This window comes from Rhodococcus sp. OS5, assembly GCF_056837585.1.
In genome coordinates this window covers 5,592,033-5,613,549 of the sequence record NZ_CM166368.1, presented here as the reverse complement: position 1 = coordinate 5,613,549, position 21,517 = coordinate 5,592,033, and the positions used below count along the sequence as shown (strand labels likewise).

At 61.0% G+C, this 21,517-nt stretch carries 19 protein-coding genes; 12 read left to right on the top strand and 7 right to left on the bottom strand.

Annotated elements, in window-relative coordinates; translation table 11 throughout:
• Nucleotides 1-4: 4 nt before the first annotated feature.
• The 3 genes from gabT to ACVZUB_RS26240 all read left to right on the top strand — a co-directional run bounded on the left by gabT (nt 5) and on the right by ACVZUB_RS26240 (nt 3,302).
• Nucleotides 5-1,393, top strand: coding sequence for a 4-aminobutyrate--2-oxoglutarate transaminase (gene gabT / locus ACVZUB_RS26250; protein WP_083056527.1), 1,389 nt, complete (start codon nt 5-7; stop codon nt 1,391-1,393).
• Nucleotides 1,390-2,856 carry an NAD-dependent succinate-semialdehyde dehydrogenase gene (locus tag ACVZUB_RS26245; RefSeq protein WP_083056529.1) on the top strand — a complete coding sequence of 489 codons (1,467 nt, stop codon included), beginning with the start codon at nt 1,390-1,392 and terminating at the stop codon, nt 2,854-2,856. The genes gabT and ACVZUB_RS26245 overlap by 4 nt, the downstream gene beginning before the upstream one ends.
• Before the next feature lie 122 nt (nt 2,857-2,978).
• On the top strand, nt 2,979-3,302 hold the full coding sequence (locus ACVZUB_RS26240) for a putative quinol monooxygenase (RefSeq protein WP_083056531.1): 324 nt from the start codon (nt 2,979-2,981) through the stop codon (nt 3,300-3,302).
• A gap of 789 nt (nt 3,303-4,091) precedes the next feature.
• Here the strand turns inward: ACVZUB_RS26240 and ACVZUB_RS26235 are convergent.
• The 4 genes from ACVZUB_RS26235 to ACVZUB_RS26220 are packed head-to-tail and all read right to left on the bottom strand — an operon-like array spanning nt 4,092 to nt 9,486.
• Nucleotides 4,092-6,005: a dipeptide ABC transporter ATP-binding protein gene (locus tag ACVZUB_RS26235; RefSeq protein ID WP_482627892.1), complete on the bottom strand. Its 1,914-nt coding sequence runs from the start codon at nt 6,003-6,005 to the stop codon at nt 4,092-4,094.
• Complete coding sequence (locus ACVZUB_RS26230) at nt 6,006-6,857, bottom strand: ABC transporter permease (RefSeq protein WP_047272016.1); 852 nt, start codon at nt 6,855-6,857, stop codon at nt 6,006-6,008.
• 1 nt (nt 6,858) lies between these two features.
• Nucleotides 6,859-7,812, bottom strand: coding sequence for an ABC transporter permease (locus ACVZUB_RS26225; RefSeq protein WP_099698652.1), 954 nt, complete (start codon nt 7,810-7,812; stop codon nt 6,859-6,861).
• A gap of 36 nt (nt 7,813-7,848) precedes the next feature.
• Nucleotides 7,849-9,486, bottom strand: coding sequence for an ABC transporter substrate-binding protein (locus ACVZUB_RS26220; RefSeq protein WP_134929666.1), 1,638 nt, complete (start codon nt 9,484-9,486; stop codon nt 7,849-7,851).
• A gap of 662 nt (nt 9,487-10,148) precedes the next feature.
• Between ACVZUB_RS26220 and ACVZUB_RS26215 the strand changes: the two genes are divergently transcribed.
• From ACVZUB_RS26215 to ACVZUB_RS26200, 4 genes are all read left to right on the top strand, one after another.
• Nucleotides 10,149-11,189 carry an NAD(P)/FAD-dependent oxidoreductase gene (locus ACVZUB_RS26215; protein ID WP_482627891.1) on the top strand — a complete coding sequence of 347 codons (1,041 nt, stop codon included), beginning with the start codon at nt 10,149-10,151 and terminating at the stop codon, nt 11,187-11,189.
• Between the two features lie 469 nt (nt 11,190-11,658).
• Nucleotides 11,659-12,846 carry an ATP-binding protein gene (locus ACVZUB_RS26210; protein ID WP_042924931.1) on the top strand — a complete coding sequence of 396 codons (1,188 nt, stop codon included), beginning with the start codon at nt 11,659-11,661 and terminating at the stop codon, nt 12,844-12,846.
• Nucleotides 12,843-13,562 carry a M50 family metallopeptidase gene (locus ACVZUB_RS26205; RefSeq protein ID WP_003940327.1) on the top strand — a complete coding sequence of 240 codons (720 nt, stop codon included), beginning with the start codon at nt 12,843-12,845 and terminating at the stop codon, nt 13,560-13,562. Before ACVZUB_RS26210 ends, ACVZUB_RS26205 begins: the two co-directional genes overlap by 4 nt.
• Nucleotides 13,563-13,735: 173 nt before the next feature.
• Nucleotides 13,736-14,572, top strand: coding sequence for an SDR family oxidoreductase (locus ACVZUB_RS26200; RefSeq protein ID WP_256082574.1), 837 nt, complete (start codon nt 13,736-13,738; stop codon nt 14,570-14,572).
• A gap of 54 nt (nt 14,573-14,626) precedes the next feature.
• Here ACVZUB_RS26200 and ACVZUB_RS26195 read toward each other — a convergent pair whose 3' ends face one another.
• Both ACVZUB_RS26195 and ACVZUB_RS26190 read right to left on the bottom strand, forming a co-directional pair.
• Nucleotides 14,627-15,634: an NAD(P)H-dependent glycerol-3-phosphate dehydrogenase gene (locus tag ACVZUB_RS26195; protein ID WP_003940093.1), complete on the bottom strand. Its 1,008-nt coding sequence runs from the start codon at nt 15,632-15,634 to the stop codon at nt 14,627-14,629.
• Nucleotides 15,635-15,731: 97 nt separating this feature from the next.
• Nucleotides 15,732-16,460: a FadR/GntR family transcriptional regulator gene (locus tag ACVZUB_RS26190; protein WP_047272025.1), complete on the bottom strand. Its 729-nt coding sequence runs from the start codon at nt 16,458-16,460 to the stop codon at nt 15,732-15,734.
• A 133-nt stretch (nt 16,461-16,593) separates the two neighbouring features.
• Between ACVZUB_RS26190 and ACVZUB_RS26185 the strand changes: the two genes are divergently transcribed.
• From ACVZUB_RS26185 to ACVZUB_RS26165, 5 genes are all read left to right on the top strand, one after another.
• Complete coding sequence (locus ACVZUB_RS26185; RefSeq protein ID WP_003939838.1) at nt 16,594-17,982, top strand: GntP family permease; 1,389 nt, start codon at nt 16,594-16,596, stop codon at nt 17,980-17,982.
• 12 nt (nt 17,983-17,994) lie between these two features.
• Nucleotides 17,995-18,525, top strand: a complete 531-nt coding sequence (locus ACVZUB_RS26180; protein WP_030536532.1) for a gluconokinase — start codon at nt 17,995-17,997, stop codon at nt 18,523-18,525.
• A 46-nt stretch (nt 18,526-18,571) separates the two neighbouring features.
• Nucleotides 18,572-19,111 (top strand): LiaF domain-containing protein, encoded by a 540-nt coding sequence (locus tag ACVZUB_RS26175; RefSeq protein ID WP_482627890.1) that lies wholly within the window; start codon nt 18,572-18,574, stop codon nt 19,109-19,111.
• 10 nt (nt 19,112-19,121) lie between these two features.
• Nucleotides 19,122-19,559: an SRPBCC family protein gene (locus ACVZUB_RS26170; RefSeq protein WP_482627889.1), complete on the top strand. Its 438-nt coding sequence runs from the start codon at nt 19,122-19,124 to the stop codon at nt 19,557-19,559.
• A gap of 143 nt (nt 19,560-19,702) precedes the next feature.
• The gene (locus tag ACVZUB_RS26165; protein ID WP_054825391.1) at nt 19,703-20,674 is read left to right on the top strand and encodes an alpha/beta hydrolase; all 972 of its coding nucleotides are present in this window, start codon (nt 19,703-19,705) and stop codon (nt 20,672-20,674) included.
• Between the two features lie 9 nt (nt 20,675-20,683).
• Here ACVZUB_RS26165 and ACVZUB_RS26160 read toward each other — a convergent pair whose 3' ends face one another.
• Nucleotides 20,684-21,487 (bottom strand): transglutaminase-like domain-containing protein, encoded by an 804-nt coding sequence (locus tag ACVZUB_RS26160; protein ID WP_064073888.1) that lies wholly within the window; start codon nt 21,485-21,487, stop codon nt 20,684-20,686.
• Nucleotides 21,488-21,517: the final 30 nt, after the last annotated feature.

Genomic DNA, 21,517 nt, shown 5'->3' with positions numbered 1-21,517 from the left:
GAAAATGAGGAACGAATTGTCAGTCTCGTCAGTAACGGGCGGCCCGCTGGTGTCGCAACATAGAGAACTCGTAACCGCAATTCCAGGACCGCAATCGCAGGTGCTTATGCGTCGAAAAGAGGCGGCCGTTGCGGCCGGTGTAGGGCACGTTGTACCCATATCGATCGTCGCAGCCGGAGGCGGGATCTTGATCGATGCCGACGGCAATTCTCTGATCGATCTCGGTTCGGGCATTGCCGTCACCGGCGTCGGCAATTCAGCTCCAGCCGTTGTCGAAGCCATAACTCGCCAAGCGAAACTGTTCACTCACACCTGCTTCACCGTCACCCCATACGACGGCTACGTTGCGGTCGCCGAGAAGCTCAACTCGATCACCCCCGGTGACCACGAGAAGCGCACAGCACTGTTCAACACCGGTTCCGAAGCCGTCGAGAACGCGATCAAGATCGCACGCTCCTTCACCAACAAACATGCGGTTGTGGTCTTCGATCACGCGTTCCACGGCAGAACCAACCTCACCTTGGGCATGACTGCGAAGAACACCCCTTACAAAAACGGCTTCGGTCCGTTCACGCCCGAGATCTACCGTGTTCCAACCTCGTACCCATATCGCGATGGGCTGAGCGGAGTGGCGGCGGCAGAAATTGCGCTCCTGCAGATCGAAAGACAGGTCGGCGCTTCCAATCTCGCAGCAATCGTCATCGAGCCCATCCAGGGCGAGGGTGGATTCATCGAACCCGCGACCGGTTTTCTGCCTGCTCTATCCGAATGGGCAACTGCCAACGGCGTCGTATTCATCCTCGACGAAGTCCAAACCGGGTTCGCCCGTACCGGTGATCTCTTCGCTGCGAACCACGAGCGAGTCGTACCTGATCTCATCGCAACAGGAAAAGGTATCGCGGGTGGATTGCCACTGGCCGCGGTCACTGGCCGCGCAGAGATCATGGATTCACCACAATCCGGCGCTCTCGGGGGCACCTACGCCGGAAACCCAATCTCCTGCGCCGCGGCGCTCTCCACAATCGAAACGTACGAAAAGAACAACCTGGTTGTTCGTGCACGTGAAATCGCGGCGATCATCGATGAGGTCTTCACCGAACTGGGCGCCTCGGACGACCGTATTGGTGACATCCGAGGCCGCGGCGCGATGAAGGCCATCGAAGTAGTACACCCCGACAGCACAGATCCGAACCCGGCGCTGACCGATTCCGTCGCAAAATTCGCCGCGGATCATGGCGTAGTGGTTCTTACTTGCGGCACCTACGGAAACGTCATCCGATTTCTCCCTCCGCTCGCAATTTCGGACGAACTGCTACGCGAAGGTCTACGCGTCGTGGCCGACGGATTCCGTACGAACGCCCCGACCTCAGCCACAAAGGAAAGCCAGTCATGACATTGAAGCCACATGAACAGGACCTACTCAACCGTGTCGAAACCGGTATCGGCGTCGGCGGAACATGGGCGACATCGAGTTCGGGCGCGACCTTCACCGTCGAAGACCCCGCAACCGGGCATGTGATCAAGACGATTGCCGACGCAACGGTCGACGACGCCATTCGCGCCCTCGATTCAGCCGTTGCAGCACAACAAGAGTGGGCCGAAACACCTAGCCGCCTACGTTCGGACATCCTCCGCAGAGCATTCGACTTGCTGATGGATCGCAAAGAAGAGTTTGCTCTGCTCATCGCCCTGGAAATGGGGAAGCCGATCGCCGAAGCGCGCGGTGAGGTCGTTTACGGTGGAGAGTTCCTTCGGTGGTACTCCGAGGAAGCCGTACGCGTCAGCGGAGACTATCGCCGAAACCCCGAGGGGTCAGGCAACATCACAGTGTCGCACCTCCCTGTGGGGCCCTGCTACTTCATCACACCATGGAACTTCCCACTCGCGATGGCAACCCGCAAGATTGCTCCGGCACTCGCCGCCGGTTGCACCACTATCATCAAGCCGGCGGAACTCACTCCGCTGACCACGATCTACCTGGTGCAGCTGCTGGAAGAGGCAGGACTTCCGCCGGGTGTGGTGAACGTAGTGCCCACGTCGAATCCCAGCGCTCAGTCCAGTGCCCTGCTATCGGATCCACGCCTTCGCAAGCTGAGCTTCACAGGCTCGACGGCGGTTGGCGTCAAACTCCTCGAAGCTGCTGCGCAGAACGTATTGCGTACTTCGATGGAGCTCGGCGGCAACGCACCCTTCCTGGTTTTTGAGGACGCAGATATCGACCGAGCGGTCGACGGCGTGATGCTCGCAAAATTCCGCAACATCGGTCAGGCATGTACCGCCGCAAACCGCATATTGGTACACGATTCCGTGGCCGACGAATTTGTTCGTCGAGTAAGTGAAAGGGTTGCTGCGTTGAAAATTGGTCGTGGGGCCGACGAAGGTTACGACATCGGCGCACTGGTCGACAAGAACGCCATCGCGAAGACAGAAGGTCTCGTCGCTGACGCAGTGGACACCGGCGCGGAGATTGTCACCGGAGGTCAGGCCATCGTCGGCCCAGGCAACTTCTTTCAACCGACCGTGATCGACAAGATCGGGCCCGAAGCTCGGATGGTGAACGAAGAGATATTCGGACCAGTGCTGGCAATAACTCGCTTTTCGTCCGAGGACGAGGCCGTGCACATTGCCAACAACACCGAGTACGGCTTGGTCAGCTATGTCTACACAGAGAACGTCGGCCGAAGCCAGCGAATGATAGAAAAACTTCAAACCGGGATGATGGGCCTCAACACCGGTCTCGTCTCGAATGCAGCAGCGCCTTTCGGCGGCATCAAGCATTCGGGGATCGGAAGAGAAGGCGGCTTCGAAGGAATTCGCGAGTTTTTGTCCACGAAGTACACATTGACACCCCGATGACACTTGAATCGACCGCACGAAAAGCGTCAGCAGGCGCCAGGGCCCGTACCGAACGTAATCGTCGTTGAGTTGCAGTCCGGCACTGTGTTCTGCTCGTAATCTACTACTAGAGAGGAAGTTTCGTGACCGAGAGCACACAACGTGCTACGTCGAACTTTCGGGTAATCGCCGAATACCGGCTGGACGAGGAAGCCGCGGACGAGGCGCTCGGCCATCTGGCCCAACTCGCTGAGGCAAGCCGGAACGAGCCGGCCAATCTCGGCTACGAGTACTTCCGCAACGTCGAGAATCCGCTACACGTAACCATCCTCGAGATGTATATCGACGAAGTCGGCTTCGAAGCGCACCGAACATCGCCGCACTTCATATGTATCGGCACGGACAAGATCCTTCCACTTCTCACTGATCGCATCGTGCGCACGTACTCAGACGAGGGTGATCGCTGATGGCCAAGGCCACCGAGTCGCGTCCCATCATCCTTACAATCGCCGGCCCGGCAATCGTCGGCCCGACTGGTGGCATGATGGAGGACCGAATTTTCTCGCCAAGAGATCCCGACGAGTAGACGCGTCCTCCGACGACGCTCACGCGATGTTCGGCAAGAGCATTGCTGCAGCCGACTGGCACTCGAACCGGCGGAAGGCGTCGGGTTCAACGGAGCCGAAATCAGACGAGTCACGTACGTTCCGAACGAAAAGTTCGCCGCTGGCGCAAGCTTCGTCGGCAGTTTGCCGACACGCGTTCCACCACTAACCAGATGCAGGGTGGCCTCCGATACGGTTCGACGGCAATGCTTCTCAGGTTCGCTGCCGTGCCCGTGGTGTTCGGAACCGGCAGCCTGTTTGCAGGATCGCCCAGGATCGTCACTGGGTGTAGATGACGGGCGCTGGGTACAACGCGCAACAGTGCTCGCCCGCCACGTGGGACGGACCTACGGGCTCGCCGAGATGGCCGATGACGGTGGGTGGTCCTCTTTCGTCGGACGCGGCGACTATCCGATCTCAAGCTGGATATCGTCTGCAGCCTTGCAAGGCCTTGGCGATGCTGTACGTCGATGTCTTTCGGCGTCACGGCTTCGGGTTCACGAAGTGGTGTTTTCTGTGGCAGTCCGTGCATCCGTGTCGGTCCGTCGGGAGGTGCAGGATCGGCGGATGTTCCATGCAAATCCGAGGTCGGCATTCGTGTTGCGTGCCGGCAGTTCAAGAGTGGGTGCCCGGTCGCCGTATCCAGCAGTGCTACCTCGGGATTGCATTTGAACTACGTTGCACAACTGCTGAAATGGAGGATGGAACCGATGCGAGCAGTCGTTGTGTGTATTGGTGATTTGGTGCGTCGAGCACGGCCTCTGTCTCGCCGGCTTCTACGATTTCACCCCGGTAGAGAACCACTGTTCGATCGGTCATCTGCCTCACGACTGCTAAGTCGTGAGTGATGAAGAGCATGCTCATCCCGTTTTCCGCTCTGATAGAGCGAAGCAGCTCGAGAATTTGGGCCTGCACGGACACGTCCAGGGCGGCAACAGGTTCGTCGCAGATGAGCAGCCTGGGTCGAACGGCAATTGCCCGGGCAATCACGGCGCGCTGACGTTCGCCACCCGAGAGCGCAGCCGGACGGAGAGCGGCGTAGCTGCCTGGTAGTCCCACCTTGCCGAGTAACTCCGAGACTTCCGAGGCTACGGAATCGCTATCGCGTTTGTCCGCTCCGGTTCGTACGGCTATAGCTTCTCGCAAGGCTGCACCGATGGTTCGGGATGGATTGAGCGCTGCGTACGGATCCTGAAACACTACTTGGATCTCCCGGGCCAACTCGACTCTGGTTTTTCGCGCAGTGGATCCAGTGGGCGCGAGCTCTCTGCCGAATGCCGATATCCGGCCGGAGGTGACGTGCTCCAGACCTAGGAGAGCACGAGCGATAGTTGTCTTCCCTGAGCCGGATTCACCTACCAGTCCCACTGATTCGCCGGCGCGGATCGAGAAAGTCACGCAGCGGAGGGCGTGCGAGTCCTTGGGCTTGCCGAACATCGCTTTGGCGCGATATACCTTGTGTACGTTCGCAACCTCGACTATCGGTGGGCCGATGGTGTCGAAAGATCGTGACTCGGATTGTTGAGGTAGAGGTGGTTCGAACTCGGAACCGCGGGGAAACTCGTCGTGAATCCGATCGATCCGGATGCAAGCCGAAGCGTGTTCGATCGTGATGGGAGTAAGAGCTGGTCGGGCTGAAAAGCATTCGCCGACAGACCATTCGCATCGGTCAGCGAATGCGCAGATCGCCTCGACGGCTGCGGCTCTGGGCACACTGCCGGGAATCGACGTCAACCGTTCGACTCGACGATCGACAGGGGGACTGGCCGACATCAGCCCACGTGTGTAGGGATGCGTCGGGGTGCGGGCAAGATCGGCGACCGTAGCCTCCTCCACCACGCGTCCGGCGTACATGACCTGGATCCGATCGCAGACGTCCATCGCCACGTGCAGATCATGAGTGATCAAGATGAGCGCCATGTTTCGTGACTTCTGTAGACCGGCGAGAAGTCGGAGGACTTCGTCCTGGGTGGTCACGTCCAGTGCAGTTGTCGGTTCGTCGGCGATCAGCAACTCCGGATCGCCGGCAAGCGCGGCCGCCATGGCAACTCGTTGCCGCATCCCCCCGGAGAGCTGAAAGGGGTACTTTTGTGCGACGGCGGGATCCAAGCCAACCTCCGCGAGACGCGCAGCAACTTCGGCCCGAACTTGTTGGCGTCCGCCTTTTCTGACATTTGGCGGGAGTGTCTCCCGCACGTGCTCGCCTACCGTGTGGATGGGGTTGAGCATGCTGAACGGGTCCTGCATCAAAAGACTGATTCGGGAGCCCCGTAACGATCGCAGTTCACGTTCGCGTGTGCCGATCAACGGGATTCCGTCGAAATCTGCTGCTCCTCGTGCATAGATTCCCGGCGGTAGCAAACCGACAAGCGAACGAACTGCCATCGATTTTCCACTGCCAGACTCGCCGACTATCCCGAGAGTCTCGCCTCGGGGGACCGTGATGTTGACATCGCTGACGAGCACCTGCGACCTGTTCGCGTACACCGATAGCCCGGAAACTTTCAGGAGGGGGCCATTCGCATCGGCCGTTTCCGATTGTACTGTCACATCTTCCACAGTCATCTACTTCCGTTCTCCTGAGTCTGACAGCCGTTTGAAGAACCAGTCGCCGAAGATAGTTGCGGCGCTGCCGGTCAGGATGAGACAGGCTGCGGGGGCAACTGCGACCCAGGGGTTCTCGGAGATCATCGATTGCCCCTGGGAGAGCATCGATCCCCAATCTGCAGCCCCGGGGGCGATACCGATACCGAGAAATGACAACGACGAGAAGGCGACCAACGCTCCGACGAAATCCAGCAGGAAGACGGCGAGCACGGTGGGCGCGATGTTGGGCAGCACATGGCGGATCATGATCCGTGAGTCGGTCAATCCGAGGGTCTTCGCAGAGTCGATGTACGGCAGACGAACCTGGACGCGCGTCACACTGCCGACTATTCTGATGGCGCTCGGTACTGACAGGAAAACCAGAATCGCCACAGTCAGCCAGTAGCTCCCGCCGAGAATCCCCAGGAGCACGATGGCGACGAGGAGCGCGGGCAGGGCATACACGAGGTCTGCGAATCGGTTGAGGACGTTGTCGAGTGCACCGCCGTTATATCCGGCGACCAGCCCCGCGGATGCGCCGGCTATCACTGTTCCCATCGCTACGCACAGCGGTCCGAGCACGGAGCGGCCGGTACCGTCGATCAAACGGGAGAGGACATCGCGTCCCATATCGTCGGTGCCTAACCAGTGTGTGCGATCGGAACCGGTCACACCGCGGAGAAGATCCTGAGTGTAAGGGTCGTAAGGGCTTATGAGCCGACCGGCGACAGCCGCGAATACCATCACACCGAGGATCACCAGTGCAATCACAACGGTGATGGGAATTCGCGATCCCTGCCTGCTCTTTTCGCGATCGGTGAGTGCAGTCATGTCATCCCTTTCCTGCGTACCGCATGCGCGGGTCGACGAGGAGAGCTACCACGTCCACCGCCAGGTTGACGACAATCACGAAGGCGCCGAGACACACGGCCAACCCTTGTACGACGGGTAGGTCCTTTTCGGTGACCGACTGCACCATCAGCGAACCGACTCCCGGTACGGAGAACACGGTCTCGACGAGTATGGCGCCGGACAGCGCAGCGATCAGTATCAGACCGGCCGCAGTCACCACCGGCATTGCGGAGTTCCGTAACGCATATCGGAAGAAGACCCGTGAGGGGTCGAGACCACGAGCTTTCGCGAATGTCATGTAGTCCTGCCGGAGCACGTTGAGCGCTCCGGCGCGTGTCTGCCGGATCAGCAGTGCGATGAGCGCGATGCCGAGTGCTGTTGCTGGCAGGGTGAGGTGCACCAAGCGATCGAAGAATCCATTGCCCACGCCGTAAACGGGGAACAGTCCGAGCTCGAGTCCGAATACGAAAATCAGCAACATTCCGACTGCGAAACCTGGTGCACTCATACCTATTACGGAAGCCATCGAGATACCTCTGTCCACCCATTTATCGCGCTGATACGCCGCTGACATTCCGCAGGGGACCCCGATCCCGACCACCAAAACAAGTGTGTACACCGCCAGTTGGATCGAGACCGGTAGGTGATCGGTGATGATGCCGGTCACCGGCGCACCTGATCTGGTCGACGTCCCGAAATCGAGCTGCAGTGCATCGACCAACCAGTGCCAATACTGAACAAGGAAAGGATCGTTGAGGTGATGTCGTGCCTCCAGGGCCGCGATCAGTTCGGGTGTGCTCGGACGAGAGCCGACAAGGACGGCAATTGCAGAGCCTGGCGTCACCGACAGCAGACTGAACACCAGAAAACTGATTACCAGAAGCAGCGCGGCCGACACCACGAGTCGCTTGCCGATGAACGCCGCTACTGCCATCTCAATCGAACCTCGTTGTGTGGGAGAGATAGTCGTTCACGACGTTGCCTTCACCGCGGTAACCCACGAACCGTTGACGAAGTCGTAGAAGGACATGTCGCGATCGAAGGCGAACCCGTCGGCAATTGCGTAGACCAGATTCGGATTGAACAGCGGGACGTACGGAAGTTGTTCGTGGATGCCGGTCAAGATGGTCTGGGCGGCAGTCCATCGGTCCAGGGGTGAGGTCGATCCGTTCAGGACGGGCAGCGCCTGTTCGACGGAATCGGTAGACCAATTCGAGGCGTTGAATTTCGGTGCGACAGCGTTCTCCTTTCCGACGACGGAGCCGATCAATTTGGGGTCGGGCGTCGATGCGGTAATCGACAGGAATCCGATTCCGGGAACCTTGTGGGCGTACAGGTCGGAAATCCATTGGGTCTGGGTGATGGGCTTTGGAACAACGGTCACACCGAGTGGCGCCAGGTTTTGTTGCAGGTTGAGTACCGTCAGTTCCGTCCAGTTCACGTTGTCGGTGTAGGGGACCTCCACCGTGAATCCCTGGGGGTGCGACGAGGCGGCAAGTTCTTGCGCCGCAAGGTTACTGTCGAACTCGATTCCGCCGATTCCGTCCAGGAAGGATTGCGCGTTCCCAGGGGAACCGGCGACACCGGTCAACATTTCCGGAGTTGCCAAACCCTTCAATATCGCGGAGTCGTTGCCGAATGCCGCCTCTGCGATTCCTTTTCGATCGATCGAGTGCGCGACGGCCTTCCGCACGTGGACATCGTCGAACGGACTCGTACTGGTATCGAACGTCAAATACGTGAGCTTGGTCAGAGGGACCTCGATCGTGTCGATTCCACCGATCTGCTTCCACTGTGACTGCTTCTTGATGTCGGCCACATTCGCAGCTTGGATGTCGCCGGATCGCATTGCCAACTGAGCGGTGTTGCCGTCCGGAATCACGTCGAACTTCAGCGTTTCCGGTGCAGGTTGCTCCGACCAGTAGTCATTGTTACGGACAAGTTGCACACCGGAACTTGAATATTCTTGGACCCGGTACGGGCCAGTGCCCACCGGAACCGCTTGCGCAGTACCCAATTCGGCAGCATGTTCTTCAGCGAACCTTGCCTGTTGGATCAGTCCGAATAGCGCGATGCTCTGCCTGGCAACCGGATCGGGATGCGACAACTTCACAGTCACCCGCATCGGTCCGGTTTGTTCGATGCTTTCGAGACTTTCCAGCTCGCCGGCAGTTTGCGCCCCGGCTGCGGAATCAGAGACGTGCCGAAGGCTCCAGATCACGTCCTCCGGGGTCAGTAGAGTTCCGTCGGAGAATCGCACGTCGGACCGGATGACGTAGTCGATGGTCGTCGGGTCAGGAACCGATACGGCTTCGGCGAGATGAGGTCGCAACTCTCCTTCACCGGAAAGCCGTTCCAGCGGTTCGGTGAACAGGGTCTGAACCTGCATGGAAGGACCGAAATCCTTAGTGATATCTAAGGAGATCGGAGCCGCTGCAAGAGCGAAGGTGAAGGCGGGTATCGGATCGTCGGTGATCGTTCGAGTCTGTGTGGCGCCCGGTGCGGAGCCACACGCGGAAACCACGAGGACGAGTGCTGTTGCCGATACCGCGTACGTGGCGGTTCGCGTGTAAGCGCGCATCGCGCGATGTAGAACTGGCTTCTTCAAGCGTCAACTCCCTGTTCACGAAAACCCAACCGGATATGACGGGTAACGCTACGGAGATGTAGGTCACATATCGTTAGACGATTGTCGAATCCAGCGCGGATATTTTTCGACGATCGGAAGAGTGCTTTGGAAAGTCCCGAGATACAGAGTCAGAGCAAAGATTGCACGCCAACGCGTTCAGACGGAAGCCGGGATTTCAGTTTCGGTGTTCTGGGGGTGATGCGACCTGAAGTCGGGATCGGTTGTTGGAGGGCTTCTTTAGGGCCTCGGCCACGACTGGGCGTTCACCAGTGCGACCCGTCGCCAATGTCGACAGCCTCAAAGCATCAGCGCGCGGATGACCTCGGGTTACCTGATCGGCGACTTGGCGACAAGACTGGGCGGGCTTTACGCCCGGTCTGGCGGGCCTGTCGGTGCCCACGGGCGGTTGTTGTTCTCTTTTGGGAACTGCTGCGTGTACTCCGATGACTGGTGACCGCAGGTTCACCGCGTGGGGAGTGGCTCGAGTTTAGGGTGCTCGGCGTGCAGTGCTCGTCCATACCTTCGAACGGGCGGTCGCTCTCGCCGCCGAGCGGGAACAGGCCTAGTCCTCCATTAACCGCCGAAGTCCTCGCATCCAAATCGAGTGGATCCAGGTTGCGGCTCGCAGATATGGTCCACTGGTGACGCATCCGAATGGTCGAAACGACAGCCCGATCCTGGTGATTGGTGCCGGTGTCGTCGGCGCGTCGATCGCGTATCACCTGGCGCGCGTTGGTCTCCGAGTCACCGTGCTCGAGCGGGGCTCGGTGGCGGGAGGGGTGACCGGCAACTCGTTTGCCTGGGTCGGCCTCTCGAAGAGTGCAGCAGAAACCTACTCCGATCCGTTCCGACATGGCGCCGCACTCGAGCTCGACCGACTGGAGCGCGAACTCGTCGAGCCATTCGGTCTGCGCCGCAGAGGCGCGATCACGTGGGAGACGACGGAAGCGGAGACTCGAAAGTTCGTCGACGCGCATCGAGCACTCGGCCATCCCGTCGACCTCATCGGTAAAGAGGAAATCCTTGCTCGTGAGCCGGGATTACGGACGGCCCCGTTAGTGGCAGCCTGCGCGCCTGATGACGGTGGCGTTGATCCGGTTGCGTTCGCTCGATCGCTCCTGCGAGGTGCCGAAGAGTACGGTGCCACAGTGTATTCCGATGTCAGTGCGCTCGGGGTGCTCACGGAGGGCATGAGAGTGTGCGGAGTAATGACTGCCGACGGTCCCGTCTACGGGTCGGCCACCGTGCTCGCTGCGGGTACCGCGATTCCTGGACTCGCGGCGTCGGCGGGAGTCGACGTCGAGGTCGACGCCTCCCCGTGTTGCCTCATCAGATTCTCGACGCCCCACCCATTGGTGAACGGAATACTCTCCTCTCCGGATTTCGAGATCCGGCAATTGGACGACACGACACTGATTGCGGCTGAGGATGTTCCGTTCGGGTTCTCCGGAGATGCTCGTGAGCTTGCGGGGCCGACGCTGCACGCGATCCGCAGTCAGCTCGAGGACGGTGACCAAGTGGAACTGATCGAGGCGGTAGTCGCTGACCGTCCCATTCCACGCGGTGGCCGGCCACTGCTGGGCTTCGCCGAAGACGTGTCGGGGCTCTATCTGGCCGCGGCGCATCCTGCGATCATTCTGGCCGGAGCAATTGGGGCCCACGTGGCCGGGGACTTCATCTAGCGGTCGGGCTCGAACAGGTAGACGGGATGCTGGGCGCTCAGTTTTCGGTAGGGCGTTTTAGGGTTAGCAACGAGACCACCACGAGGGTAATGCCGAGAACCCCCAAACTGGCCATCGGCCAGTCCACGACGACCGAGGTAGCCGTGGAGTCCACATCGACTAGATGTGTCGTGCATCTGGCTGCTGGCACAGGCAGCGGAAGACGATGTGCCTTCCACACAGCTGAAAAGTATCCCGGACCAGGCGAGTCGGGGGCGGGATAGTTGTCCTGGCAAAGCGTGTCTGGTGTGGACGCGAGCAACGACATGACCCATAGCGCGCCCCCCGCGATGATTCCGATCCCCGCCCGAAGCCATTGCATACGGCGATAGTACGAGGTTCACGGGGTGCAATAGCAGTTACTAGTTCTCTCTAGGACACGCGCTAGAGAGCGGGATATTCGTCTACCCTGCTTGTACCGTCGATGGGCATGGACCCCGTGCGCAATCCGTATGCCCCCGGTGCCGGTCAACGCCCGCCGGAACTCGCTGGGCGCGACAAGCAGATCGACGCCTTCGACGTCGTTCTCGAGCGAATTGCGCGTGGCCGCCCGGAACGAAGTGTTGTCCTCACCGGCTTGCGTGGCGTCGGCAAGACCGTCCTGCTCAATCAGTTGCGTTCGGCCGCGATCTCCCGAAGCTGGGGGACAGGCAAGATCGAGGCGCGCCCCGATCAGGATTTACGACGCCCACTCTCGTCAGCGCTCCACATGGCAGTCCGAGAGATCGCGGTCTCCCATCGCGATCCGGAGCGAGTCGAGCAGTTCCTCGGAGTCCTCAAATCGTTTGCCCTACGCGCCACTGCGGACAAGGGAATGCGCGAGCGCTGGCAACCAGGCATCGACGCACCCGCGATCAAAGGTCGCGCGGACAGCGGCGACATCGAGATCGACCTGGTCGAGTTGCTGCTCGACGCGTCGTCGCTGGCCAGGGATGTCGGCGTCGGGATCGCCATCTTCATCGACGAGATGCAGGACCTCGGAGCAGCGGATGTCTCGGCGATCTGCGGGGCCTGCCACGAGTTGAGTCAGGACGCGGCACCGTTGATCGTCGTCGGGGCGGGGCTTCCGCATCTGCCTGCTGTGCTGTCGGCGTCGAAAAGCTACTCGGAGCGCCTGTTCAGCTACCACCGGATCGACCGCCTCGAGCGTGAAGCTGCAGATCAGGCACTGATTGCGCCTGCCGAGCGTGAGGAGGTCGAGTTCACCGAATCCGCGCTCGACGCTCTGTACGAAGCGGCTGACGGGTACCCGTACTTCGTTCAGGCCTACGGGAAAGCCACGTGGGATGTGGCGGCGTCGAGTCCGATCACGGCAGAAGACGTGCGCGTCGGCGCACCGACGGCTGAGGAAGAACTCGCTGTCGGTTTCTTCGGATCGCGGTATGAGCGAGCAACACCTGCGGAGCGTGAGTACATGCGCGCCATGGCCGATCTCGCCGGTGACGACGGGCCCGTCGCAACCGCGAAGATCGCCGTCGAGTTGGGGCGCAAACCGGCTTCCCTGTCGCCGGCACGCGATGGACTGATCAAGAAGGGGCTGATCTATTCGGCAGAACGTGGATCCATCGGATTCACGGTCCCGCACTTCGGCCGATACCTGCGCGGACAAGCGGAGTGAACGCGCTCGAAACCGCGTGGGATCGGGTGGCGGCGCTCAGTCCCAATCCGCCGGCCTGGGTGGTTCAACTGGCCGCGTTGATCGCCGTGATCATCGTTCTCGAACCACACCTGTGGCGGATCGCCCGCAACGTCGTCACCATCGCACACGAGGGCGCTCATCTGATCGTCGCCGTCCTGGTCGGTCGACGGTTGAAAGGTCTTCGCCTGCATTCGGATACGTCGGGTGTCGCGATTTCGTCGGGCAAACCGACCGGCTTCGGCGTCATTTTGATGACGTTCGCGGGGTACGTCGGACCGTCGATTCTCGGACTCGGCGCGGCCGGGTTGTTGGGCGCGCAGCGTGCGGTCTCGGTGCTGTGGATCGGCGTATTCGTCATCGCGGTGATGATGGTCCTGATCCGAAACCTCTACGGAGTCTTCTCACTTGCAGTCGTGGGAGCCGTGTTGTTCGGGCTCGTCTGGTGGGGGACCCAGGAGCAGCAAGTGGCCGCAGCGTACTTCCTGACGCTCTTCCTCCTCTTTGCCGGACCACGCCCGGTCGTGGAACTTCAACGGCAGCGAATGCGACGAGGCGGGGCACCGGACTCGGACGCCGACCAATTGGCCAGGCTCTCACCGATACCCGCGATCGTCTGGGTCGGGTTGTTCCTGCTCGTGAACGTCGCGGTGCTCGTGCTCGGCGGATGGTGGATTCTGCGCCCGGTGGGTGGCTGACCGGATTGATCCGTTGTCCCGTCAGGACAACGGACCAACGATTGTTGATGCTCTGCGGACGTAGTCATCGCATGAAGGCGCTCATATCGTGGAAGTCGACGAGTGGTCGTGTGGGGACTTCACGCGGCCACACCCGCAACGACGAAGACCGTCGACGATGACAAGGATTCGTTTTGGACGACAAGAACTTCCGCGGACGAACCGCGATCATGTCCGGGGGAAGCCGTGGCATCGGACTTGCCATCGCCCGTGCGATAGCGCGCCGCGGCGGAAACATCGTGTTGCTCGCCAAGACCGATACGCCGGATCCCAGGCTGCCCGGAACTGTCCACACGGCTGTGGACGAGTTGAACGAGCTCGAGGGTCATGCCGTTCCGGTCGTCGGCGACGTGAGGAACGACGACGACATCGCGCGGGCCGTGGCTGCAGCGGTAGAGCACTTCGGTGGCATCGACATCGTGGTCAACAACGCGAGCGTCCTCGACATCTCGAAAACCGAAGATCTCGCGATGAAGCGATTCGATCTGATGCAGCAGGTCAACGTCCGTGGAACCTTCGCGCTCACCCGCGCGTGCCTTCCGTACCTTCAGGTTTCGGCCAACGCGCACGTGTTGACGCTGTCGCCGCCGCTCAACTTTTCGCCGCACTGGTTGGGTGCTCATCCGGGCTACATGCTGGCCAAATACGGAATGACATTGGCGGCCTTGGGCATCGCCGCAGAGTATTCAGGTGCACCGATTTCGAGTAATTGCCTGTGGCCGGAGACCATGATCGCCACGGCCGCTGTCGGAAACCTGCTCGGGGGAGACGACAGTATCGAGCACTCGCGTTCACCCGAGATCATGGCCGATGCGGCTGTCGAGATTCTCGGGCGTCCCGCCGGCACGGATACCGGTCGTACAGTGCTCGACGTCGAGATCTTGCGCGAGGCGGGGATCTCGGATTTCTCGCAGTACGGCGGTGAGTCACCGTTGGCGATCGACATCTTCGTCGACGCTCCAATTCCGTGATCTCGGGCGATCTACAGGTATCTAGCCAAATCGCTAGATACCTGTAGATCTTCCTCACGCCACTTCGTGCTCGCCGCCCGGGGCAACCTTCTGAAGTCCGCGATATGCGTCGCTGGCACTTTGGCGACCGCCGATGACGGCCTCGACCTCCGCGGCAATCGGCATGTCGACACCGTATTCACGGGCCAGATCCATGACGGTGGGGGCAGTCTTGACGCCCTCGGCAACCTGGCCGAGCTTGGCTACAGCCTCCTCGACGGTCAATCCCTGCGCCAGAGCTTCGCCGACGCGACGATTGCGAGAAGTCGGAGCCATGCAGGTGGCAATCAGATCGCCGACGCCCGTCAAGCCGGCAAAGGTGCGCGGGTTGGCGCCCATCGCCTCACCGAGTCGGGTCATCTCGGCGAGACCGCGTGCGAGCACCATCGCACGAGTGTTGTCACCGACCCCCAGACCGTCAGCCATGCCCGAGGCGATGGCAACGATGTTCTTGAGGATGCCGCCGAGTTCACAGCCGAGTACGTCGGTGTTGCGGTAGACGCGGAAGACCGACGATGCGAACAGGGGTTGCAGCGCGGCGGCGACACGATCGTCCTGGGTGGCCACGACCGATGCCGCGGCCATGCCGTCGACGATTTCTTTGGCGATGTTGGGGCCCGCGAGCAATCCGACGGGATGGCCGGGCAGGCACTCGGCGATCACTTCGGTGGGACGCTGCCGGGTGCCGGGCTCGAGGCCCTTGGACAGTGACAACACCGGGACCCACGCCCGAACCTCGTTGGCGATCTCGGCGAGGGTGGAGCGAACGGCGTGCGATGGCACCCCGCATACGAGTACGTCCGCTTCGCGGGCGGCTTCGACCAGATCCGAGGTTGCCTTGAGCCCCTTGGGAAGTTTGCGCTCACCAAGGTATTTGGAGTTGGTCCGTTGCGAATTGATCTCGTCGGCTGCTTCGGAATTGCGTGCCCACAACAGGGTCGGGGTGTTGCGGGCGGCGAGGCCGGCCACCGTGGTTCCCCACGATCCGGCACCGAGGACGACGACGCGTACCGGGCGGGCCATCAGAGTGCGCTGTTCTGGGTAGCGAGTGCTGTCATGGCGCCAAGCGTTCCACTTGCGGAGCAGTTGCGGGCCAATTCCGCCGAGTCTGTGGCTCGACTTACAGATGAGGCGGCGGTTCGGGGCTTTCGCGCATTGTTTCGACCGCTTCTGCGGATTCCGCGACGATCGAGCGCATGGCGGCTTCCGCGGCGTCGGCGTCCCCGGCCTGAATAGCAGATGCGACCACTCCGTGCAGGTGAATCGCTTCGGGGTCGGCCTCGTGGGGCATCAACGAGTGGCGGGTGCGGCCTTCGAGTATCTCGACGACGATCTGCGACATCGCCCGCAGCATCGGGTTGCCGGAAGCGGCGAGCAATGTGCGGTGAAAGTCGGAATCATGGCCGAGATATGCGTCGGTATCGGCAGCGCGCGAGGTAGCTGACATGCCGATGACGGCTGCAGTGAGAGCGCCGCACTGCTCAGGTGTGGCGCGAGTTGCGGCCAGTCGCGCAGCCAGAGGTTCGATGCCGGAACGGAGTTCACTGAGGATCGAAAGTTGCTCGAACCGATCAGGACCGGCCAGTTGCCAGCGGATGACATTGGGGTCGAGCGAGTTCCAGTGTTCGGAGCCCAGGATGGTGATTCCGACGCGTCGACGAACCGAGGCAAGTCCGAGGGATTCGAGAACGCGGACAACTTCGCGGATGACGGTTCGCGACACGTCGTATCGCGTTGCCACCTCGTCGGCGGAGATCGTGGTTCCCGGAGCGAGCACACCACCGACTATGTCTTGGCCGAGCTGTTCCAGCATCGAGTCGTGTAACTGCTGAAACGGGACAGAAGGCATACGTAGATCGTCCCATGCGTATGGAGTAAGCCCGGTGGAAGCCGAATAAATACTACAAATTAGTGTCTGCTCTTGAAATTGTAGGTTAATTAAGGAACAGTGACCTCAATCACTCATCGGACTGGGAGTCCCTATGAACACCACAGCATTGCTGGCGGCCGAGGTCGTCCCCGCTGGTAGCGACGCACGATTGATCATCGCTGCAGTCGCCGGCGTCGCGGTCATCATCGCGTTGATCACCTGGCTGGACCTGCATCCCTTCCTCGCGCTGTCCATCGGCGCGGTGGGCGTCGGTCTGGCGGCCGGCCTCGGATCGGCCGAGTCGGTCGCGGCATTCGCGACAGGCTTCGGGTCGACAATGGGAAGCGTTGGAATCCTGATCGGTTTCGGCGCGATGTTCGGCAAACTCCTCGCCGATTCCGGCGGTGCCGACCGAGTGGTCGACACGCTGGTCGGCCGTTCCAGCACCAAGGCGCTTCCGTGGACCATGGCTCTGGTCGGCGCAGTGATCGGTCTGCCGATGTTCTTCGAAATCGGTCTCGTCCTGTTGATGCCGGTCATCATCCTCGTTGCGCGGCGTTCCGGCTTGTCCCTGATGCGCATCGCGATCCCCACCCTCGCCGGCCTCTCGGCCATGCACGGGTTGGTTCCCCCGCACCCCGGGCCGCTGGTTGCAGTCTCGGCTTTGAACGCAAACCTCGGCCTCACCCTCGCACTCGGTGTCCTCGTCGCGATCCCCACTGTTGTTCTCGCCGGACCGGTCTTCAGTAAGTACGCCGCGCGGTGGGTCGACGTGAAGGTCCCGGATCTTTTTGTCACAGGCGAAGATCGAGGCGAGGAAGAGAAGAAGCAGCGTCCCTCGTTCGCGGCTACTCTCGCAGCGATCCTCCTCCCGGTTGTTCTCATGCTGGGCAAAGCATTTGCAGACGTGATCGCACCCGATTCCGAGGCACTCCCCAAGTCCGTCCTCGACTTCCTCGGAACACCCGTTGTGGCTTTGGGTCTCGCGGTTCTGGTCGGTATGGTGCTGCTGGGTCGCGGCGGCGGAATGGACCGCAAGGCCATCTCGAAGTCACTCGAGAGTTCCCTACCTCCCATCGCAGGCATCTTGTTGATCGTCGGCGCCGGTGGTGGTTTCAAGCAGGTCCTGATCGACACCGGTATCGCCGGAGTGATCGCCGACGCGATCAAGGGCAGCAGCCTCCCCGTGCTGTTCCTGGCCTGGCTGGTAGCGGTATTGATCCGCGTCGCAACAGGTTCGGCAACGGTGGCAACGGTGACGGCGTCGGGCATCCTCGCTCCGGTTGCGGCAGACCTCTCGTCCGCACATGTCTCGCTGATGGTCTTGGCGATCGGTGCGGGCTCGCTCTTCCTCTCGCACGTCAACGACGCCGGATTCTGGTTGGTGAAGGAGTATCTGGGCGTCAGCGTGGTACAGAACCTCAAGACCTGGACCGTGATGGAATGCATCATCTCGGTATCGGGCCTGGCCGGAGTGCTCGTGTTGAGCGCATTCATCTAGGTAGGCGAGCACATGAACACCGAAGCGGCACAGCAGAAGCAGTATCCCGTGCTCGTCCTGATGGGTGTCTCGGGTTCGGGAAAGTCGACGGTCGGCGGCATGCTCGCCGGAGCGATGGGTTGGGACCTTCAAGAAGGCGACGATCTCCACCCGCAGGCGAACATCGACAAGATGGCGACCGGGCATCCGTTGAACGACGAAGACCGCTGGCCCTGGCTCGACAAGATCGCCGTCTGGATCAAGAGCCATACCGACGCCGGTCAGCCGGGCATCGTCACGTGTTCGGCACTCAAGCGCAGCTACCGCGACGTGCTTCGCGGTGAGCACGTCGTGTTCGTGCACCTCGCCGGTTCGCGGGATCAGATCGGCCAGCGATTGACCGCTCGCCTCGATCACTACATGCCCGCCTCGCTGCTCGACTCCCAGATCTCGACACTCGAGGCCGTCGACCCGGACGAACAGGCCATCGTCGTCGACGTGGGCGGGAGTCCCGCCAAGATCGCGGAGGAGATCCTGCGACGCGTGGAGACATTCGAATACTGAGCAAGCCCGGCGTGTAAGCACCCGAGGTTCGGGTTACGGTGCTTGGGTGACTGCTGCTGAAGAAGGCCACGACGTCGATCAATTGCGTGTCGATGCCCAAGCGCGTCTGGAAGTCGCGGTGGGTGAGGGGCGTTTGACCCTCGAGGAGTACTCGGACAAGGCGGCAGTGGTGTGGTCGCCCACCGCAGATCGAGGGCAGCTCGAGCAGATCGTGCCGTTCAGTGCGGCACCACCTGCTGTGGTGTCGCCGCCGCAAGCAACGATCGTCGGTGTCTTCGGTGACACGAAGCGCTCCGGCCGTTGGTCTTTGGCGAAAAAGACACTCGCTCTGCTGTTGTTCGGGGACGTCAAGTTCGATCTGCGATCGGCAACCATCACAGCGTCCTCCTCGACGATCACCATCGTGTCGATCTTCGGGGACACGAGGCTGCGGGTTCCGGAGTGTGTTTCAGTCGAGTTGGGTGGCTTCGACCTTTTCGGAGATCGGGAATTCGACGGGGGTCGACAGGATCCCGGCCCAGGTGCACCGGTTATTCGTGTCGTCGCGTATTCGTTGTTCGGCGATCTCACCGTGCGTACCGGCTAGCTCGGACGCCGTGACCGACTTCGACTTCCACAGCGTCTGGACGCTTCCTGCCTCTGCTGACCGCGTCTACGAGGTTCTCGCGGATGCCGAACGGTATTCGCAGTGGTGGCCTCAGATACGCCGAGTCGGGACGATCGACGAGCATTCAGGCTCCATGTCCATCCGCAGCGCTGTCCCTCTGACGCTGCTGGTCTTCGGGCGACGCGAGGTGGAAGACTCAGTTGACCGCTATCTGAAAGTGCGTCTCACCGGCGCAATGACCGGGTGGAGTAGCTGGGCGGTGCGCCCCGCTGGATCTGGTTGCGCAGCCGAATTTCGGCAACAGGTAGCGGTGTCCGGAGCGCTTGGTCTGGCCGCGAAGGTCGCGAAGCCGCTGTTCGAGTGGAATCATGAAGCGATGATGCGTGGAGGGCGCCGCGGACTGTGCGCATATCTCTCCCGGCCGTGATCGCGACCAGAACTTGCACACGCTCGAGCAATTGATCCATACCCGTCGTGTCATTTTGACGCAGCGTCAGTTATCGTTCACATCAGCAGCCGACAAGTATGTGTAACTCAAATGCACAAAACGGCTTGACCTGGGAGGACGCTATGCGGACGCGAGATTCGACGGTATGGCATTGGAACGTGAGTCCGCGAGCGCGGGTTATCTTCTGCCTGACCAGGACGTTCGTGAAGCCGATGTTCACCCTCTGGCCGACCACCGAACGTGGTATCCGCCAACTCGAGCGACTCGACGCGATGGCGGACAAACTGCCGAAGCCGAAGAACCTCGATATCGAGCCTTTCACGCTGGGTGGTGTGCCCAGCGAGAAGGTGCAGCATCCACGCAAAGCGCAGGGCGAGTTGGCCGGCGCCACGATCCTCTACTTCCACGGAGGGGGATTCGTCTTCTGCGGTCTGGCAACGCACCGGGCACTGTGCGGTTTGCTCTCTGCGAAGGCCGGAGTACCGGTGATCTCCGTGCGCTACCGCCAGCTGCCGGAAGGTTCCATCGGCACCTCCGTCAAGGACGCAATGGCCGCGTACACCGCGTTGCTCGAGACAGCCGAAAACCCGAACAAGATTGTGGTTGCCGGTGACTCGGCGGGCGGATACCTGGCCATGAAGGTCGCCGAAATTACCGCACTGCGCGGAATCACGCGGCCCGCTGCCGTGGTGGGATATTCCCCTCTTCTCAACGTGAACCTCGAGGACCATGATCCCGATTTCATGAAACGTGATGCCTACCTACCGATGTCACAGGTCGAAAAGCTCAAGGACCGGTGGCTCGAGGGTCCGGACGAGATTCCTGGTGCGCAGTCGCCGATCAACGCCGACGCCAGTCTGATTCCGCCGTCGTTCCTGGTGTCCGCCGAATACGAACTGATGCGTCCGGACGTCGAGATCATGACCGAAAACTTGATCAAGGCAGGACAAGCCGTCGAAACGCACATCTGGAGTGGGCAGATCCATGCTTTCCCGGTGATCGGGAAAGCTCTTCGGGAGGGGAAGGCGATCGTCGATCTCACGATCAAGTTCCTCGAGCGAACGATGGCATCGCAGAACCAGATCAGCGCCTGACGCTGCTTTTCAGCCGATCGATGTGAGTGTTGCGTAGTCGTCGTTGTCGAGAACGCCGTCGACGACTGCGCGAACTTCCGAGGCGTGCAACGTGATCGAACCGCCGTGATTGTCGAGGAAGGCTGTGTCTGCGGCATCTCGGCCGGTCGAGATGCGCACAAGATTGCTGCGCGGCGCCAATTGCGTTGCATCGACCACGCGCCAGACGTGGTCGATATTGGCTTCGACTACGGCGTGAAAATCCATCGGATCGCAGCCCGGCGCGTAGACAGCCACCAGTCGAGCGGGAATCCCCACGGCGCGCAGCAGTGAGATGGTCAGGTGCGAGTAGTCGCGGCACACTCCGGCGCCGGCGAGCAAGGTGTCGACCGCACTGTCGGTGCCGCGACTGGTGCCGGGAACATAACTCAAATGTGTACTCACCCAGCGAGTGACTTCGACGAGGAGTTCGGCCGGGGGAGTGGCGAGATCGAATTGCCCGGCGACAAAACCGAAGAACTTGTCGGCCTCGGCATACCGGCTGGGGCGCAGATATTTCGACACGTCGTAGTCGCTGACCGACGCCGGTTCTGCGCGGCCGATGACGGTTGCGTCGTAGCTGACGATCAGTTTGCCTGGAGCACAGTCGAGTAGGTGGATCCGGGTACCGTGTTCGGCGGTGATCTCGCGGGGTTCGAGCGGATTGCCGTCATGGACGAACGACATCGTTTCCAGCAGTTCGACACCCGGCGCGCGCGTCACCGCGATCTTGAACTCCAGGTTGGTCGCCTCGTCGATCTCGATGTCGAGCAGGGCGGCGACGGTACGTTTCATCGGGCCATCTTTACACCGAATACGGACACC